Source organism: Saccharomonospora azurea NA-128 (assembly GCF_000231055.2).
Lineage (GTDB): Bacteria > Actinomycetota > Actinomycetes > Mycobacteriales > Pseudonocardiaceae > Saccharomonospora > Saccharomonospora azurea.
This window is the reverse complement of the sequence record NZ_CM001466.1, coordinates 1829108-1847047: the sequence shown is the minus strand read 5'-3', so window position 1 is coordinate 1847047 and position 17940 is coordinate 1829108. Positions and strand designations below refer to the sequence as shown.

At 69.4% G+C, this 17940-nt stretch carries 16 protein-coding genes and 1 tRNA gene; 13 read left to right on the top strand and 4 right to left on the bottom strand.

Annotated features, from left to right (window positions below; all coding sequences use genetic code 11):
• The first annotated feature begins 148 nt into the window (after window positions 1-148).
• Window positions 149-556, top strand: a complete 408-nt coding sequence (locus tag SACAZDRAFT_RS08360; RefSeq protein ID WP_005440534.1) for a hypothetical protein — start codon at window positions 149-151, stop codon at window positions 554-556.
• A gap of 110 nt (window positions 557-666) precedes the next feature.
• Window positions 667-1407 (top strand): M15 family metallopeptidase, encoded by a 741-nt coding sequence (locus SACAZDRAFT_RS08355; RefSeq protein WP_005440533.1) that lies wholly within the window; start codon window positions 667-669, stop codon window positions 1405-1407.
• Window positions 1408-1483: 76 nt separating this feature from the next.
• On the opposite strand, the gene SACAZDRAFT_RS08350 is transcribed toward SACAZDRAFT_RS08355, so the two are convergent.
• Together SACAZDRAFT_RS08350 and SACAZDRAFT_RS08345 are read right to left on the bottom strand one after the other, a co-directional pair.
• Entirely contained in the window at window positions 1484-2236 is a 753-nt protein-coding gene (locus SACAZDRAFT_RS08350) for a class I SAM-dependent methyltransferase (protein WP_005440532.1), read from the bottom strand.
• Between the two features lie 320 nt (window positions 2237-2556).
• Window positions 2557-2629, bottom strand: a tRNA-Arg gene (locus SACAZDRAFT_RS08345).
• 213 nt (window positions 2630-2842) lie between these two features.
• On the opposite strand from SACAZDRAFT_RS08345, the gene SACAZDRAFT_RS08340 reads away from it, so the two are divergent.
• Window positions 2843-3766, top strand: coding sequence for a cation diffusion facilitator family transporter (locus SACAZDRAFT_RS08340; protein WP_005440531.1), 924 nt, complete (start codon window positions 2843-2845; stop codon window positions 3764-3766).
• Window positions 3767-3770: 4 nt separating this feature from the next.
• Here SACAZDRAFT_RS08340 and SACAZDRAFT_RS08335 read toward each other — a convergent pair whose 3' ends face one another.
• Both SACAZDRAFT_RS08335 and SACAZDRAFT_RS08330 read right to left on the bottom strand, forming a co-directional pair.
• Window positions 3771-4508: a DUF305 domain-containing protein gene (locus SACAZDRAFT_RS08335; protein ID WP_005440530.1), complete on the bottom strand. Its 738-nt coding sequence runs from the start codon at window positions 4506-4508 to the stop codon at window positions 3771-3773.
• A gap of 3 nt (window positions 4509-4511) precedes the next feature.
• Window positions 4512-5366, bottom strand: coding sequence for a DUF3105 domain-containing protein (locus tag SACAZDRAFT_RS08330; RefSeq protein ID WP_005440529.1), 855 nt, complete (start codon window positions 5364-5366; stop codon window positions 4512-4514).
• Window positions 5367-5469: 103 nt separating this feature from the next.
• On the opposite strand from SACAZDRAFT_RS08330, the gene argS reads away from it, so the two are divergent.
• The 10 genes from argS (at window position 5470) to SACAZDRAFT_RS08280 (ending at window position 17908) form a co-directional block, all read left to right on the top strand.
• Complete coding sequence (argS, locus tag SACAZDRAFT_RS08325; protein WP_005440528.1) at window positions 5470-7125, top strand: arginine--tRNA ligase; 1656 nt, start codon at window positions 5470-5472, stop codon at window positions 7123-7125.
• Window positions 7126-7231: 106 nt separating this feature from the next.
• Window positions 7232-8671, top strand: a complete 1440-nt coding sequence (lysA, locus tag SACAZDRAFT_RS08320; RefSeq protein WP_005440527.1) for a diaminopimelate decarboxylase — start codon at window positions 7232-7234, stop codon at window positions 8669-8671.
• 31 nt (window positions 8672-8702) lie between these two features.
• Window positions 8703-10010 carry a homoserine dehydrogenase gene (locus SACAZDRAFT_RS08315; RefSeq protein ID WP_005440526.1) on the top strand — a complete coding sequence of 436 codons (1308 nt, stop codon included), beginning with the start codon at window positions 8703-8705 and terminating at the stop codon, window positions 10008-10010.
• Window positions 10007-11098, top strand: coding sequence for a threonine synthase (thrC, locus tag SACAZDRAFT_RS08310; RefSeq protein ID WP_005440525.1), 1092 nt, complete (start codon window positions 10007-10009; stop codon window positions 11096-11098). Before SACAZDRAFT_RS08315 ends, thrC begins: the two co-directional genes overlap by 4 nt.
• A 30-nt stretch (window positions 11099-11128) precedes the next feature.
• Window positions 11129-12010, top strand: coding sequence for a homoserine kinase (gene thrB / locus SACAZDRAFT_RS08305; protein ID WP_040927714.1), 882 nt, complete (start codon window positions 11129-11131; stop codon window positions 12008-12010).
• A 367-nt stretch (window positions 12011-12377) separates the two neighbouring features.
• The gene (rho, locus tag SACAZDRAFT_RS08300) at window positions 12378-14477 is read left to right on the top strand and encodes a transcription termination factor Rho (protein WP_040927713.1); all 2100 of its coding nucleotides are present in this window, start codon (window positions 12378-12380) and stop codon (window positions 14475-14477) included.
• Window positions 14478-14722: 245 nt separating this feature from the next.
• Entirely contained in the window at window positions 14723-14935 is a 213-nt protein-coding gene (rpmE, locus tag SACAZDRAFT_RS08295) for a 50S ribosomal protein L31 (protein ID WP_005440522.1), read from the top strand.
• A 109-nt stretch (window positions 14936-15044) separates the two neighbouring features.
• Entirely contained in the window at window positions 15045-16121 is a 1077-nt protein-coding gene (prfA, locus tag SACAZDRAFT_RS08290) for a peptide chain release factor 1 (protein WP_005440521.1), read from the top strand.
• Between the two features lie 223 nt (window positions 16122-16344).
• Complete coding sequence (gene prmC / locus SACAZDRAFT_RS08285) at window positions 16345-17208, top strand: peptide chain release factor N(5)-glutamine methyltransferase (RefSeq protein WP_037295117.1); 864 nt, start codon at window positions 16345-16347, stop codon at window positions 17206-17208.
• A 49-nt stretch (window positions 17209-17257) separates the two neighbouring features.
• Entirely contained in the window at window positions 17258-17908 is a 651-nt protein-coding gene (locus SACAZDRAFT_RS08280) for an L-threonylcarbamoyladenylate synthase (protein WP_005440519.1), read from the top strand.
• The last annotated feature ends 32 nt before the right edge of the window (window positions 17909-17940 follow it).

The window sequence follows — 17940 nt, the reverse complement described above, 5'->3', positions numbered from 1 at the left end:
GCCCGGGCACGGGATGGCCTCGCCCCGACCACCGCACAGGCCGCCCGGCCCGCCGCCTCCGCCCGGATACGGCCATCAGCCGTGGCCGCAGCAGCAGCGCGTCCCGGTCGGGGTGCTCGTCGGGGTCAGCCTCTGACGGCTGCTCATCGTGGCCTTCGCCTGCATCGGCTTTCTCTCCATCGTCGGCGAGGTGGGCCTGCAGAGCGCGATGCCGGGGCTGAGCCAGCAGGCCAGTCTGTTCACCGCCATCGTCTACACCGGACTGCTGCTGTATCCGGCGTTCGCGGGTGGGAGGCGGCACGAGCCGCGATCCCCGTGGTGGCGCGGAGCGACAGCGGTGCTCGGGCCGCCGCTGGCGTACCTCGTCTACTTCCTCGCCGCCGACGTCGGCCGCTACGGCAGTTTCCTCGACCCCGACGACGACGCTTTCGCGCTCACCGTGCTGGGTTTCCTCGCCGCCGTCCTGGCCGCCGGCTACTTGCTCTACGGCTGCGCGAAGGTGAAGGCTCTGGCCACCACATCGGCTCCGTCACCGCAACCGCCACTTCGGTACTGAGCCGCTAGGCGGAAATTCTCGATACTTGCATTGACTCCGCGAGAGATCCACGGCAAGGATGCCGAGCGTGCGACGAACCCTGCACGACGCACTCTTCTCGCGGAGGCGCAATGCGTAAACGGATCGGATATGTGCTCGCCGTTCTGGCGATCGCACTCGGTGGCACGGTGGCGGTGGAGGCGGTGGCGCCCAGCACCGCGTCGGCCGACGAGTGCTACACCTGGAGCCGCACGCTCAGCAGCGGCATGAGCGGCAGTGATGTGAGGGAACTGCAGATCCGCGTGGCCGGTTGGGTCGCGTCGGGGGAGAACCTCGCGATCGACGGACAGTACGGGCCCGCCACCGCGGCGGCCGTGAAGCGATTCCAAAGTGGATACGGCCTGTCCGCGGACGGTGTGGCCGGAACCCAGACGTTCAACAAGATCTACCAGCTGCAGGACGCGGACTGCACGCCCATCCACTTCGACCACTCGGAGTTCAACTACAACTGCGGTGCCCGCAACTACAACGGTGGCAAGGTCACGGCGGCCACGGCGCGCGAGAACATGCGCCGGGTCATGTGGCAGCTCGAAGCCATGCGCCACAAGCTCGGTGACCGCCCGCTCGTGGTGACCTCCGGCTTCCGCAGCGTGTCGTGCAACTCGTCGGTGGGTGGTTCGTCCACGAGCCTGCACATGTACGGCCAGGCCGCGGACCTCGGGCTGAGCAGCTCGCCCAGCCAGTGCCAGATGTGGAACAGCGGTAAGTCGGCGGGCTTCGAGGAACTCCTCGGGCCGGGCTACCCGGGCCACAACGACCACGTGCACGTGGGGAACAAGGCGAGCCGGTTCTGGAGCGCGCCGAACTGCTGAGTACTGATCGCGTGGTCGCCGTTCGTGAGGGTGGAACGGCGACCACGTCGTTTTTCGGGGATTCTCGCCGCCGTTCCTAGGCCTTCTTCCGGGCCTCGATGAGGAAGCGGTGCGAGTAGGCCACGAAGGGACCGTGGCGCTGCATGAAGTCGTGGAGCTCCGCGAGGCGGTCACGGTAGGCGTCGACGGTGAAGCCCGGGACGATCCAGATCACCTTGCGGAGGAAGTGCACCACGGCGGCGATGTCGTGGAACTCCATCCGGAGTGCTTCCTGTCGTAGGTCCACGACGTCCAGTCCGGCCGACTCCGCGTCGGCCACCGCCACGATCGGGCTGCGCGACGGGTGGACCGGCTGCGGGCCCATCAGGAAGTCGGTCAGCTCGCGTACCGAGCCTGCGCCCACGGCCTGGGAGAGGTACGTACCGTCCGGGCGCAGAACCCGATGGATCTCGTCCCACCGGGTGCGGACGGGGTGCCGGCTGACCACCAGATCGAAGTGGCCTGACGGGAACGGCAGGTCGTCCGAATCGGAGACCTCGACCACCTGGGCGTCGAACGGGGCGAGGTTGCGTCGGGCTCTCACCAGGTTCGGCGGCCACGACTCGGTCGCCGCCAGCGCCGGTGGAGCGACCGGGATGGAGGCGAGCACCTCGCCCCCGCCGGTCTGGATGTCGAGTGCCGCCTCCGCCTTCGACATCCGCTCGGCGAGCAACCGCGCATAGCCCCAGGACGGGCGCTGTTCGGTCGCACGGCCGTCGAACCACGAGAAGTCCCACCCCTCGGTCGGGACCGCTTCACCCTCGGCGACAAGCGCTTCGAACGTCGACATGGGCTCAGGATGGCAAGCGGAACCAACGCCCGCATCGGGATTTCGCCAGCGTCGCGCTTGTCGCGGTGGATCGAGCTGATGTGCCCGGAGGCGAGTCATACCCGGTGATGGACGTTCGGCCGCGACTGCGCACCCCGACCCCGATGCGCGGGCAGGGTCGAGGCCCCCAACACGGCGACGTCACCGTGGATCGTCATGGCTGCGGCGGCGATCGGCTCCGGACTCGACCGGGTGTCACCGGGTTTGGTCGGGTACAACGAGAACGGGCCTCGACTGGCGTTTCCGCTGGTCGAGGCCCGTTTCGTGTGCTTCGCGTGGGGCGCCCTCGGCAGGATTCGAACCTGCGACACCTGCCTCCGGAGGGCAGTGCTCTATCCACTGAGCTACGAGGGCCCATCGCGCGTGCGATGAGGAAAGCTTAGCGCATGGCCCGGAGGGGCTGTGTCGGCGGGTTGCCTTTCATGATCCGGGGGTTTGGCCGGGGAGGGTAAGGGGAAGCTTCGGCGTCGGTGGCGGGTGTCGTTGCGGACACATGTGCCACTACTTGCAATCATGCGCATATCGCTATACGTTCGGCCTCGGTACGGGTCGGAGGAAGGCGAGGCGATGGGACACGGCCACGGGCACGGACACCTGCCGTCGCCGAACGCGAGCGCATCGGGTCGGTACGTCGTGAGTCTGGCCATAGCCCTCGCTCTCGGCGCCGTGGTGATGGTCGTCGAGTTCGGTGTCGGTATCGCGACGTCGTCGTTGGCGCTGCTCTCCGACGCCGCCCACATGTTCACCGACGTGCTCGGCATCGGCATGGCGCTCGTCGCCATCCAGCTCGGCCGTCGCAGCGGGCCCACGTTCACCCGCACCTTCGGCATGTACCGCGCCGAGGTGCTGGCCGCGCTCGCCAACGCGCTGCTGCTGTTCTCGGTGGCCGGATACGTGGTGTACGAGGCGATCGACCGCATCACCGACCCGCCGGAGGTGCCGGGGCTCCCGGTGCTGCTGGTGGCCACGGTCGGGCTCGTGGCGAACGTCATCGCCTTCCTGTTGCTGCGCCGTGGCGCTCAGGAGAGCCTCAACGTGCGCGGCGCGTACCTCGAAGTGCTCGCCGACCTCGTCGGCTCGGTCGGCGTACTCGTCAGCGGCGCGCTGACCCTCACCACCGGCTGGCGGTACGCGGACCCGATCATCGGTGTGGCCATCGGGCTCTTCGTGCTGCCGCGCACCGTGGTGCTCGCCCGCCGCGCGTTGCGCATCCTGTTCCAGCACGCACCGCACACCATCGACGTGGAGGCGCTCAACCGCGACCTGCACGACCTTCCCGGTGTGGCCGACGTCCACGACCTGCACGTCTGGACGTTGACGTCAGGCATGGAGGTGGCCTCGGCACACCTGACGATCGACGTCGGGGCGGAGCCGGCGGACGTGCTCGCGTCGGCGCAGCACCTGCTGTCCACCCGCTACGCGATCGAGCACGCGACGCTGCAGGTGGAGCCGAAGGAATCAGCGCGCCGCTGCGCCCAACTGCACTGGTAGCCGGTCAGGGGAACGGCAGCGGCTCCGCGCCACGTTCGGCGAGCATGCCGCGCATGGTGTCCATCTCGGCGCCCTGCGAGACCAGCATGCTCTTCGCGAGCGTCTTCACCGACTGCACGGACGAGTGGTCGTGGCCGTACTGGGCCATGTCGACGCCGCCCTCGTGGTGGCGCAGCATGAGCTGGAGGAAGTAGACGTCCAGCTCCTCGCCGGACAGCGAACGCATCGTGGCCAGCTCCTCCTCACTGGCCATGCCGGGCATCCGACCGTCGTCGGTCGTGGTGCTGCCCGGCGAGCCGTGGGCATGGCCGTGGCCCTGAGGGCCCGACATCCACTTCATCGGCTCGCCGAGCGGTTCCTCGGGCTGGCCCCACAGCATGAGCCAGCCCTTCATCCGACCGACCTGTTCGAGCTGGACACTCGCGATGTCGAACGCGAGCTGCCGAATCTCCGGGTCGTCGCTGTGATCGCGAGCCCAGTTGGCCATCGTCACGGCCTGAAGATGGTGGCGGGACATGTCGTGGGCGAACCCGACCTCGACGGAACCGGCCTGCGGGGTCGGCGGAGTGTCGTCCCCACTGCGGCTCTGCCCGATGGCGAGACCGATCGTGGCGCCGATGAGCAGTGCCGCGAGCGCCGCGGCACCGAAGACCACCACGCGCGACCAGGTGGGAGGCCCGCTCCGGGGAGTGACATCCGTCTCGGCAGACGTCTCCGCTTCGGGTCGCTCCTGTCCCGCCAATACTCAGCCCTCGCTCTGTGTCGACGACCCCTGCTGCTGCGGAGGCATCTGGGTGCCCATCTCCTCCTCCGGGGCGCCGTCGCTGCCCTGGTAGTCCATCGGCTTGGCGTCGGGGCCGGGAGGCTCGGCGTTGAACGCCGGCGGGTTGTCGGGGTCGAACATGCCGGGCCCGAGCGCGTCACAGGAGGCGCCGACCTCGGGATAGGTGTTCGGGTTCCGGCGCAGCGCGGCGATGAACTGGTCGATGCGCTCGTCCTCGACGCTGTCGACCTTCAGCTGGTGACCCCAGGACTGCAGCGAGACGGGGGAGTCGAGACCGGGGTACGGCGACATCATCATGAACGGCTCGCCCTCGACGCGGAGCTTCAGCTCGTCCAGCTGCTCGCCCTTGACCTTGTCCGGGTCGTAGGCGATCCAGACCGCGCCGTGTTCGAGCGAGTGCACCATGTTCTCGGTGCGAACGGCCTCCGGGTAGACGGTGCCGGTGCACGCGGCCCAGTAACCGTCGTGCGGGCCACCGAACGGGGGCGTCTTGTCGTAGGCGACGCGCTCGTCGGGCAGCACGTGCGCCCCGCCGACGTACTCCTCGGTCACGACGCCGTCGATCTTGGTGGAGGGGTCGGGATTGTCCGCGTTCGGTGCGAAGCTCGCCGCGGCCTCCTCGCGTTCCCGCTGGGCGCGCTGGTCGCCCGAGGCCACGTAGTAGTAGCCGAAAACGCCGGCGGCGAGCAGGACGATGCCCACGACCGCGGCGATGGTGCCCCACGGAGTCTGCTTGCCGGCGACCACCGAACCCCGGGCCGCTGCGACGCTGCCCTTCTTCTTGGCGGCGCCTTTCTTCTGCTTTCCGTTGGCCATGGCTCCCGTCGATTCCTCCGGCTGCGATTACCCGCTCTGAAGTGTAGTGATACTAGCGGCGACCGGTGTCAACCCTGGACGCCGTCGGACTTACACTCGGCTCGTGACTCCCGCCGCTCTCGCTGATCTCGTTCGTACGTCCGCCGCCCGGATCTTCTCCGATCGCGGGCTGGATCACAGCATCCTGCCCGAGCGCGTGACGGTGGAGCGACCCCGCAATCCCGAGCACGGCGACTACGCGACGAATCTCGCGCTGCAGGTGGCGAAGAAGGCCGGGTTGCAGCCTCGGGAGTTCGCGCAGGAGCTCGCCGATGTGATCTCCGCCTCACCCGAGGTCGACTCGGCCGAGGTGGCGGGTCCCGGGTTCCTCAACCTCCGCCTCGCCGCCGACGCGCAGGGCGAGATCGTGCGGCAGGTGCTGGAGGCGGGCGCCGACTACGGCCGGGGCGACGCCTATGAAGGTCGCAGCATCAACCTGGAGTTCGTGTCGGCGAACCCGACCGGCCCCATCCACCTCGGCGGCACGCGGTGGGCGGCCGTGGGCGACGCCCTCGGCAGGTTGCTCGCCGCGCAGGGCGCCAAGGTGACGCGCGAGTACTACATCAACGACGCCGGGGCGCAGATCGACCGCTTCGCCGAGTCGCTGATCGCCGCCGCCGAGGGCAAGCCCACGCCCGAGGACGGCTACGCGGGTGCCTACATCGGCGACATCGCCGCCGAGGTACTGCGCCGTGAGCCGAGTGCGCTGTCCCAGCCCGCTGAGCAGAGGCTCGAGACGTTCAAGCGCCTGGGCGTGGAGCTCATGCTCGACGAGATCAAGCGCACGCTGAGCGAGTTCGGCACCGACTTCGACGTCTGGTTCTCCGAGAAGTCGCTGCACACCTCGGGTGCCCTCGACCGGATCCTCAGCGAGCTCAAGGAGTCGGGCAGCCTCTACAACGCCGACGACGCGTGGTGGCTGCGGTCCACCGAGCACGGTGACGACAAGGACCGTGTCGTGGTCAAGTCGGACGGTTCGCCCGCCTACATCGCCGGCGACATCGCCTACCTGCGCGACAAGCTCGACCGTGGTTTCGACCTGTGTGTCTACATGCTCGGCGCCGACCACCACGGCTACATCGCGCGGTTGAAGGCCGCCGCGGCCGCGATGGGCCGCAGCCCCGACGCCGTGGAGGTGTTGACCGGGCAGCTCGTCAACCTCGTCAGCGGCGGCAAGCCGGTGCGCATGAGCAAGCGCGCGGGCACGGTCGTCACGATGGAGGACCTCGTCGAGGCCGTCGGCGTCGACGCCGCACGCTACGAGCTGAGCCGTTACTCGGTCGACTCTCCGCTGGACGTCGACCTCGACCTGTTGCGCAAGCGCAGCAACGACAACCCGGTGTTCTACGTGCAGTACGCGCACGCCAGGTTGGCGTCCCTGCAGCGCAACGCCGCCGAACACGACCTCGAACTGCGGGCCGACGCCGACGTCAGCCTGTTGACCCACCCGAGGGAGGGCGACCTGATCAGGACGATCGGGGAGTTCCCCGCGACGTTGAAGAAGGCGGCCGAACTGCGGGAACCGCACCGCGTCGCCCGCTACCTCGAAGCGCTGGCGTCGGCCTACCACAAGTTCTACGACGCCGCGCGTGTTCTGCCACAGGGTGACGAGGAGCCGACCCCGCTCACGTACGCCCGGCTCGCCCTGTGCGAGGCCGCCCGTCAGGTGCTCGCCAACGGGCTGTCGCTGCTCGGAGTGTCCGCACCGGAGCGGATGTAGCAGGGTGTCCGGCGCCTCGGCGGCGTACCGTCGAGGACGTGGCCAACTGCAGTACCCCCGCACGGCGCTCGGCGTCGTGCGGGTTCGCCGTAAAGGAACGTAGCTGATGTGCGCACACCCCGCGGGGCCTCGTCATGCGGAGGTTTACCCGCAAGCGGACCAGGCGGGCTTCCCGCCGTCCACTTCGGAAGAGCTCGACCGGCTCTACCCGAAGGTCTGGCCACGCAACACCTACCGCGCACCCGACGGTGTGGTTCGGATCGCGGGGGTGGACGTGCGGGAACTCGCGAAGACGTACGGCACGCCGCTGTTCGTGATCGACGAGGTGGACTTCAAGGCGCGCTGCGCCGAGTACGCCGAGGCGTTCGAGGACCCGGCGCTGGTGCACTACGCCGCCAAGGCGTTCCTCTGTACGGAGGTCGCGCGCTGGGTCGCGGAGAAGGGCCTGAGTCTCGACGTGTGCAGCGGCGGTGAGCTGGCCGTCGCGTTGCGGGCGGAGTTCCCGGTCGAGCGGATCGCGTTCCACGGCAACAACAAGTCGATCGCCGAGCTGGAGCACGCCGTCGAGGTGGGAGTGGGCACCGTGGTGCTCGACTCGTACCACGAGATCGCGCGGCTCGCCGAGATCGCCGAGCGGCACGGCATCGAGCAGGCGGTCATGGTGCGCGTCACCGTGGGTGTCGAGGCGCACACGCACGAGTTCATCGCCACCGCTCACGAGGACCAGAAGTTCGGGTTCTCGCTCGCCTCGGGCGATGCGGCCGAGGCCGTGCGCCGGGTGCTCAACAGCCCGTCGCTGAAGCTGGTCGGCCTGCACAGTCACATCGGGTCGCAGATCTTCGACACCGACGGGTTCGAGGTCGCCGCCCGCCGGGTGATCGGCCTGCTCGCCGACCTGCGCAAGGAACACGGCGCCGAGCTGCTCGATCAACTGTCCGTCGTGGACCTCGGCGGCGGTTTCGGTATCTCCTACACCGACCGTGACAACCCACCGCCACCCGCACAGATGATCACGCAGATCCGCGAGATCGTCCGCAAGGAGTGCGCGTTCGCCGACCTGCCCGTGCCGCGGATCGCGGGCGAGCCGGGTCGGGCCATCGCCGGGCCGGGCACGGTGACTCTCTACGAGGTCGGCACGATCAAGGACGTGACGCTCGGCGAGGACGTCGCCCGCCGCTACGTGAGCGTGGACGGCGGCATGAGCGACAACATCCGCACCGCGCTGTACGAGGCCGCGTACGACTGCCGCCTGGTGTCGCGGTCGAGCAGCGACGGCCAGCCGGGTGTGGGTGGCGCCGTGCTGTCCCGGGTCGTGGGAAAGCACTGTGAGTCCGGCGACATCGTGGTCCGCGACTGCTGGTTGCCGGACACCCTGGCCCCTGGGGATCTGCTCGCCGTGGCCGCCACGGGTGCGTACTGCTACTCGATGGCGAGCAACTACAACAAGCAACCGCGGCCCGCCGTCGTGGCGGTGCGTAACGGCAACCACCGGCTGTTGTTGAGGCGGGAGACGAACGAGGACCTGTTCCGCCTGGAGGTGTCGTGACGTGAGCGTCCCGCAGGAAACTGGAGGTGTCGTGAGCGAACGTCGTGAGACTCCGGTCCGGGTCGCGCTGCTGGGTTGTGGCACGGTCGGCAGCGAGGTCGTCCGCCGGTTGCTGGACGACTCCGACGAGCTGGCCGCCCGGATCGGTGCGCCTGTCGAACTGGCGGGCATCGCGGTGCGCAGGCCGGACAAGCATCCCGAGCTCCCGCAGCATCTGGTGACGTCGGACGCCGGCAAGCTCGTGGAGTCCGATGTGGACGTCGTGATCGAGTTGATCGGCGGCATCGAGCCGGTGCGCGGTTGGCTGTTGACCGCGCTGCGCAAGGGTAAGTCGGTGGTCACCGGGAACAAGGCGCTGCTTGCCGAGCACGGCGCGGAGCTCGCGGCGGCCGCGAGCGAGACCGGCGTCGACCTCTACTACGAGGCGGCCGTGGCCGGTGCGATCCCGTTGCTGCGTCCTCTGCGCGAGTCGCTGGCGGGCGACCGGATCACCCGGGTCATGGGAATCGTCAACGGCACCACCAACTTCATTCTGTCCGCTATGGACTCCACGGGCGCCGGCTACGCCGAGACGCTGGACGAGGCCACGCGGCTCGGGTACGCGGAGGCGGACCCCAGCGCCGACGTCGACGGGTACGACGCCGCGTCGAAGGCGGCGATCCTCGCGTCGCTGGCGTTCCACACGAGGGTCACGGCGTCCGACGTGTACCGCGAGGGCATCACGAACATCAGTGCCTCGGACATCGGTGCGGCGAAGCGGCTGAACCGGACGGTCAAGTTGCTCGCGATCTGCGAGCGGGTGACGGCGGAGGACGGCACGGAGTCGGTGTCCGCCCGCGTCCACCCGGTGATGATCCCGCGGAGTCACCAGCTCGCGGGCGTCAGCGGCGCGTTCAACGCCGTGTACGTCGAGGCCGAGGCCGCGGGCGAGCTGATGTTCTACGGCCAGGGCGCCGGTGGCGCGCCCACCGCGAGTGCCGTGCTGGGAGACTTCGTGGCGGCGGCCCGCAACCGGGTCGCGGGCGGTCGTGGGCCGCGCGAGTCCGCACACGCCGTTCTGCCGGTGCGGCCGATGGGGCAGACGCCGACCCGCTACCACATCAGTCTCGACGTGGCCGACAAGCCGGGTGTGCTGGCGCAGATCGCGCAGGTCTTCGCCGTGCACGGGGTCAGCATCGCGGCCGTGCGGCAGCGGGACAAGCATTCCACCGCGAGCCTCGTGGTGGTGACGCACCTGGCGCCGGACGCGGCGCTGGAGGCCACGGTGAGCGAGATCAGCAAGCTCGACGTGGTGCGGAACGTGGTCAGTGTGATGCGGGTGGAAGGCGAGGACTCGTGAACGGGCAGGGCTCTTCGGCGGCGGGACAGGGTGTGCGCCCGGGTTGGCCGGGCATCATCACGGCGTACGCGTCGCGCATTCCGGTGCCGGAAGGCGCCGAGATCGTCACGTTGGGCGAGGGCAACACGCCGCTGCTGGCCGCGCCGCACCTGTCCGAGCTGACCGGGTGCACGGTGTACCTGAAGGTCGAGGGCGCCAATCCCACCGGCTCGTTCAAGGACCGCGGTATGACGGTGGCGATCACGCACGCCAAGGCCAGCGGCCTGAAGGCGGTCATCTGCGCGTCCACCGGCAACACGTCCGCCTCGGCGTCCGCCTACGCCGCGCGCGCGGGCCTCACCACGGCCGTGCTCGTACCGCAGGGCAAGATCGCGATGGGCAAGATGGCGCAGGCCGTGCTGCACGGGGCGCGCATCCTCCAGATCGACGGCAACTTCGACGACTGCCTGGAGCTGGCGCGCAAGACGGCGGCCGACTACCCGGTCACGCTCGTGAACTCGGTGAACCCGGTCCGGCTCGTGGGGCAGAAGACGGCCGCCTGGGAGATCTGCGACGCGCTGGGGCAGGCACCCGACATCCACTGCCTTCCGGTCGGCAATGCGGGCAACATCACCGCCTACTGGGCCGGCTACACCGAGTACGCCGCGGACGGCGTCGTGACCGACGTCCCGCGCATGTTCGGTTTCCAGGCCGCGGGGGCCGCGCCGCTGGTCACGGGCGAGCCGGTGAAGAACCCGGAGACGGTGGCCACCGCGATCCGCGTGGGCAGCCCGGCCTCGTGGGAGTCGGCGGTCAAGGCCAAGACGGCCAGTGGTGGTCTCTTCGACGCGGTGACCGACGAGCGGATCCTGGACGCGTACCGCCTGCTCGCGAGCCGCGAGGGCGTGTTCGTGGAGCCCGCCTCGGCGACGAGCGTCGCCGGTCTCTTGCAGACGGCGGCGGACGGGCGGCTGCCGAAGGGCTCGACCGTGGTGTGCACGGTCACCGGGCACGGCCTCAAGGACCCGGCGACGGCCCTGGAGGGCAACGTGGAGGTCGAGCCGCTCGCGGTCGACCCCGGCGCCGTGGCCGCGGCGCTGAAACTGTAGGCACCCGCGTATCTGGAAACGAGTGTGGGAGTGAAGTACACGATCACCGTCCCGGCCTCGACGGCGAACCTCGGGCCGGGGTTCGACGCCTTCGGCATGGCGTTGGCGCTGCACGACGTCGTCGAGATCGAGGTCACGGGTTCGGGCCTCGAGGTCGAGGTGATCGACGCCGGGGCGGGTGACATGTCGGGCGTGCCCACCGACGAGTCGCACCTGGTGGTGCGGGCTCTGCGGCGCGCCTGCGGGCACCTCGGCGTGACCGTGCCCGGTGTGGCGTTGCGCTGCCGCAACGCCATTCCGCACGCGCGCGGCCTCGGGTCGTCCGCCGCGGCCGTCGTCGCGGGCATCGCGGCGGGATACGCGTTGGCCGGCAAGGATGTCGACGACGACGCGCTCCAGCTGGCCGCCGAGTTCGAGGGACACGCGGACAACGCCGCCGCGAGCCTGTTCGGCGGGTTCGTGGTGGCGTGGCAGGTGGGTCGGGAGTTCCATGCGCAGCGGCTCCGCCCGCACCCCGCGATCAGGCCCGTGGTGGCCGTTCCGTCGGAACTGTCGTCCACGGGCGAGACGCGTGCTCTGCTGCCCGACACCGTGCCGCACGGCGACGCGGCGTTCGCGGCGGGCCGCAGCGCGTTGGCCGTCCACGCCGTCACCGCCCGGCCCGACCTGCTGTTCGCGGCGACCGAGGACCGGCTGCACCAGGACTATCGGGAGCCCGCGTATCCGGCGTCCGTGCGGCTCATGCGGGCCCTGCGCGCTCGCGGCGTGGCCGCGGTGATCTCCGGAGCCGGTCCGACGGTGCTCGCGTTGACCACCACGGGAATACTCCCGCACGGCGTCGACGTTACGGGTTTCGAGGTCTTCGAGTTGCCCGTCGACCTGGTCGGCGTTCGTTCGAACGCGGACTCGTGAGGGCATCGGGACCACCGTGGGAGGCCCGCTTCCGTTGATCGGAAAAGGGTGCCGCCATGTGGGGGGTGGTTGTTGCACCGCGTGCCCCGGCGGTCTACCCTCGGAGGCGTTCGGTCACCGTGCGGTTTCCGCACCCGGTGCTGGTCCCGGGACACTTTTCCGGATCGGATCTTTTCCGTTGGTTCTCGACGGGGTTTCGGGTAAACACGGTGATCGATTGATCTCATGACGGCGGTTCTCGCTGTGTCTTGCATCTTCGGCGACGGACCGGCCGCACAGAGATCCCAGTATGCCGTCTCGCAATTCGGACGCGGGCGGTGGTCCGCTGGTCCGCGCATGGAGCGTTGACCGGTCAGGAAGGACATGTGTGAGCAACACCGATCTGTTGAGCGGCGACGAGACCCCGGCAGCACCGTCTGCATCGTCCGACTCGGGGGAGCGGACACCGCAGGCCAACGGCGCTGAAGCGGCTCCGAAGCGGCGTCCCGGCGGGTTGTCGGGAATGGTGATCGCCGAGCTTCGCGCGCTCGCCACCGAGCTGGGTATCGGCGACACCACGGGAATGCGCAAGGGCGATCTGATCGCGGCGATCCGTGAGCGTCAGGGCAAGACGAAGCGTACGAAGTCGACGGCCAAGGACAGTGCCGCGGGCGCCGAGTCCGCCCCGGCGGCGACGCTGCCTCTCGACGGCGTGGGCGAGGCCAGTGCGGCCGACGAGGCCAAGGCGAAGCGTACGACCAAGCGTGACGAGGCCGGCCAGAAGCCGAGCGGGTCCGCCAAGACCGCGGCGGGCGACGACGGCAGCACTGCCGAGGGGGCTCCGAACACCACGAACACCACCGACACCACGAGCGCCAAGAACGCCAAGGAAGCCAAGGAGACCAAGGACTCCGCGGGTTCCAAGGATTCGAAGGACTCGAAGGACTCGAAGGACTCCGCAGAGAGCAAGGACACGTCGGCGGCCAAGTCCGGCGGCTCCGGCGGTGACGCCCAGGACGACGGCGGAAGCAGGTCGAACAGGCGTCGGCGTGGCTCGGGCCGCAGCGGGTCCTCCTCCGACAGTGCCAACAGTGGCAATGCTTCGCGTTCCGACGACGAGTCGGGCCAGCGCGACGGCGGCGACAAGGACGGCAAGTCCGGCAACCAGCAGCGCGGCCAGGGTGGCAACCAGGGCGGTAACGCCGGTGGTGGCCAGAACAAGCAGAACGGCAACCAGGCCGACGACGACGACGAGCGCGGGGGCCGCCGCAGCAGGCGGTTCCGGGACCGTCGTCGCCGGGGTCGCGGCGAGGGCGGCGGCAGCGGCGAGACCGAGATCCGCGAGGACGACGTCCTGCTGCCGGTCGCGGGCATCCTCGACGTGCTGGAGAACTACGCGTTCGTGCGCACCTCGGGTTACCTGCCCGGCCCCAACGACGTCTACGTGTCGCTGTCGCTGGTCCGCAAGTACGGTCTGCGCCGTGGTGACGCCATCACGGGTGTCGTCAAGCAGCCGCGTGAGGGCGAGCAGCAGCGGCAGAAGTTCAACCCGCTGGTACGCGTCGACTCGATCAACGGGCTCGACCCCGAGGTCGCGAAGAAGCGCCCCGAGTTCCACAAGCTGACGCCGCTGTACCCCAACGAGCGGCTGCGGCTGGAGACCACGCCGAACAAGCTGACCACGCGGGTCATCGACCTCGTGATGCCGGTCGGCAAGGGCCAGCGTGCGCTGATCGTGTCGCCGCCCAAGGCGGGCAAGACGACGATCATGCAGGACATCGCCAACGCGATCACGACGAACAACCCCGAGTGCCACCTCATGGTGGTGCTGGTGGACGAGCGTCCGGAAGAGGTCACCGACATGCAGCGGTCGGTGAAGGGCGAGGTCATCGCCTCCACCTTCGACCGTCCGCCGTCGGACCACACCTCGGTGGCGGAGCTGTCCATCGAGCGGGCCAAGCGGCTCGTCGAGATGGGACACGACGTCGTGGTGCTGCTCGACTCCATCACGCGGCTCGGCCGGGCCTACAACCTGGCGGCGCCGGCGTCCGGTCGCATCCTGTCCGGTGGTGTCGACTCGACGGCGCTGTTCCCGCCGAAGCGGTTCCTGGGTGCGGCGCGCAACATCGAGGGCGGCGGCTCGCTCACCATCTTCGCCACGGCGATGGTGGAGACGGGCTCCACGGGCGACACGGTGATCTTCGAGGAGTTCAAGGGCACCGGTAACGCCGAGCTCAAGCTCGACCGCAAGATCGCCGAGCGTCGGGTGTTCCCGGCCGTGGACGTCAACCCGTCGGGTACTCGTAAGGAAGAGCTGCTGCTCTCCCCCGACGAGCTGGCGGTGACCCACAAGCTGCACCGGGTGCTGCACGCGCTCGACTCGCAGCAGGCGATCGATCTGCTGCTCGACCGGCTGCGGAAGACGAAGACCAACATCGAGTTCCTGATGCAGGTCTCCAAGACCGCACCGGGCGCGGACGACGACTGAGCGTCGGCTTCCGCCGATCCCGTGACGTCAGGGCCTGCCCGGGCTGTCGACCGACGCCGGACAGGCCCTCGTCATCGGTGAGGGCGCCGACCTCGTTCGTCGCGGCTCGCCGGTGGAATAGCCACCCGTCAGGGTGCGTTGAAGGACGCGTCTGTTGCTCTGGCAGACTTGTTCCGCTGACGTCCGGCTCCGGTTCACCTCACGCGGTGGCGTGGGGATCCGGCGGCCAGTTGAGAGAGGACACCATGAAGAGCGGTATTCACCCTGACTACCACGTCACCACGGTGACTTGCGGTTGTGGCAACACCTTCACCACCCGCAGCACCGCCGCGTCGGACTCGATCCACGTCGAGGTCTGCTCGAACTGCCACCCGTTCTACACGGGCAAGCAGAAGATCCTCGACACCGGTGGTCGGGTGGCGCGCTTCGAGGCTCGCTACGGCAAGCGCAAGAAGTAGCTTCGTGCACGGCGCTCGCTCCCTGCTCACGCGGCGGGAGCGGGCGCCGTTCGCGTTTCACGCGGTGCACCCGTGTCGGTGAGGTAGGCGTTCGAGGAAGGTAAGGGCCGTGGAGTCGGAATCGCTGCGAGGGTTGCTCGACGAGTACGCCGAGCTCGAAGAGCAGTTGGCAGACCCGGCAGTGCATGCCGATCAGGCCCGGGCCCGCAAGCTGGGGCGCCGCTACGCCGAGTTGGCGCCTGTCGTGAAGACCGTCAACGAGCTGGAGGCCACGCGCTCCGACCTCGCGGCGGCCCGGGAGCTGGCGGTCGAGGACGAGTCGTTCGCCGAGGAGGCCGACCGCCTGGCCGAGCGCGTTCCCGCGTTGGAGTCGCGGCTCACGGAGCTGCTGCTGCCGCGCGACCAGTACGACGGTTCGGACGTCGTGATGGAGATCAAGTCGGGGGAGGGTGGCGAGGAGTCGGCCTTGTTCGCCGGCGATCTCCTGCGCATGTACCTGCGGTTCGCCGAGCGGCAGGGCTGGACGACCGAGGTCCTCGACGCCACGCCGTCCGACCTCGGCGGCTACAAGGACGTCACCGTGGCCATCAAGAGCAAGGGCACGGACGTCGACGGCGTGTGGGCGCGGCTCAAGTACGAGGGCGGCGTGCACCGGGTGCAGCGGGTTCCGGCGACGGAGTCGCAGGGCCGTATCCACACCTCGGCGGCGGGAGTGCTGATCTATCCCGAGCCCGAGGAGATCGAGGTCGAGATCGATCCGAACGATCTGCGCATCGACGTGTTCCGGTCGTCGGGCCCCGGAGGGCAGAGCGTCAACACCACCGACTCGGCGGTGCGGGTCACGCACCTGCCCACCGGGATCGTGGTGTCGTGCCAGAACGAGAAGTCGCAGATCCAGAACCGGGCCCGGGCCATCCAGGTGTTGCAGGCGCGGTTGCAGGCGCTGGCCGAGGAGGAGGCGGCGGCCAAGGCCGCCGACGCCCGCCGCTCGCAGGTGCGCACGGTGGACCGCTCGGAACGCGTGCGCACGTACAACTTCCCGGAGAACCGCATCTCGGACCACCGCGTCAACTACAAGGCCTACAACCTCGACCAGGTGCTGGACGGAGAGTTGACGGGCGTGCTGGACGCGCTGCGCGCCGCCGACCGGGAGGAGCGGATGGCGCAGGCGCAGTCCGGCGCGTGAGCGGTCGACCACGTCCGCGTCCGGCTCACCGAACACCTCGAAGCGTTCGCCCCGGCCGTGCTCCTCACCTCCGGATGTACGGGTCGGCGAGCTCCCAGTGCCTGCGGACGGCGTTGGAGTGCTGATCCGAAAACCGCCTCGGCGTTGACCCGACCGGACGGCATCCGGAGGCACGGTGTGGGCTTGGTCCCCGTCGTCCGACACATGTGCAAGTCTTGACGCCGTGAAGAGAATGCCCCTACGACTGGCGCTGTTGGAGGCTGCTCGAATCCTGGAGGAGGCCGGCGTCGCGTCACCGCGGACCGAAGCCGAACTCATCGCCGCCCACGTGCTGGGCGTCGACCGTGGACGGTTGCCGCTGGTTCCGCTCGTCGATCCCCCCGTCGTGGACGCCATCGGCCGTGTGGTCAACGAACGTGCCACGCGGGTGCCCCTGCAGTACCTCCTCGGTGGGGCTGTGATGGGCGCGGTCAGTGTCCGAGTCGGTCCGGGTGTGTTCGTGCCGCGTCCCGAGACCGAGCTGTTGCTGGAGTGGGGGCTGACCCTGCTGAAGGGGCGCGAGTACCCCGTGGTCGTCGACCTGTGCACCGGGTCGGGAGCCCTGGCGCTGGCCGTGGCTCATGCCCGGCCCGACGCGGTCGTCTACGCGGTCGACAACGACCCCGACGCGCTCGCCTGGGCGCGCCACAACGCCGATCTGCGGGCGGAGGCGGGGGACACACCGATCCGCCTCTACTCGGGCGACGTGACCGACGACACGGTGTTCGCCGAGCTCGACGGTCTGGTCGATCTCGTGCTCTGCAACCCGCCGTACGTGCCGCAGGGCACGCCGGTGCCGCCCGAGGTGGCCGACTACGACCCTCCCCAGGCGGTGTTCGCCGCACACGGCGGGCTGGAGGTGATCCGGCACGTCGTCACCATGGCGGCGCGCCTGCTCAAGCCCGGCGGTGGGGTCGCGATCGAGCACGACGACACCCACGCACACGCGGTGCCGCCTCTGCTGGAGGCGCGCCGGGTGCTGACCGACGTCGCCGACCACCCGGATCTCACCGGGCGTCCCCGGTTCGTCACGGCTCGGCGGGCTTGACCGCCGTGGGGCGCGGCCCCGGCCGAGGGCATCGCTAAGCTTGGCGCGCATGAGCGCGGTGTACGACTGCGGTGAGCCGCACACGAGGTCCGACGGATTGAAAGCCGCGGCTTCGGCGGTGCGGTCCGGCAGACTCGTTGTCTTTCCGACTGACACCGTCTACGGAATCGGTGCCGACGCGTTCGACCCGGATGCCGTGGCGGCTCTCCTCAGGGCCAAGAACCGGGGGCCCGACATGCCGGTCGGCGTTCTCGTGGGTTCCTGGTCCACCATCGACGGACTGGTGCTCGGCCTCTCACCGCAGGCGAGATCGCTGATCGAGGCGTTCTGGCCCGGCGACCTGTCGATCGTCGTCCCGCACGCGCCGAGCTTGCAGTGGAACCTCGGTTCGACCCGCGGCACTGTGATGTTGCGCATGCCGCTGCACCCGGTGGCGCTCGAACTGCTGCGTGAGGTCGGGCCCCTGGCGGTGTCGAGCGCCAACGTCTCCGGGAGGCCGCCGGCGTCGACGGCGCAGGACGCCCGTGAGCAGTTGGCGGAGTCCGTCGCGGTCTATCTCGACGGTGGTCCCAGCGGCGATCCCGTCCCGTCGACCATCGTGGATCTCACGGGTGAGCGTCCGTCGGTGTTGCGTGAGGGTGCGGTGAGCACCGAGGCGGTGTCGGAGGCCCTGGGCATGGAGATCGGCCGGGAACAGTGAGCGTGGACTGTAGCGGTACCGTTGCGCACTGT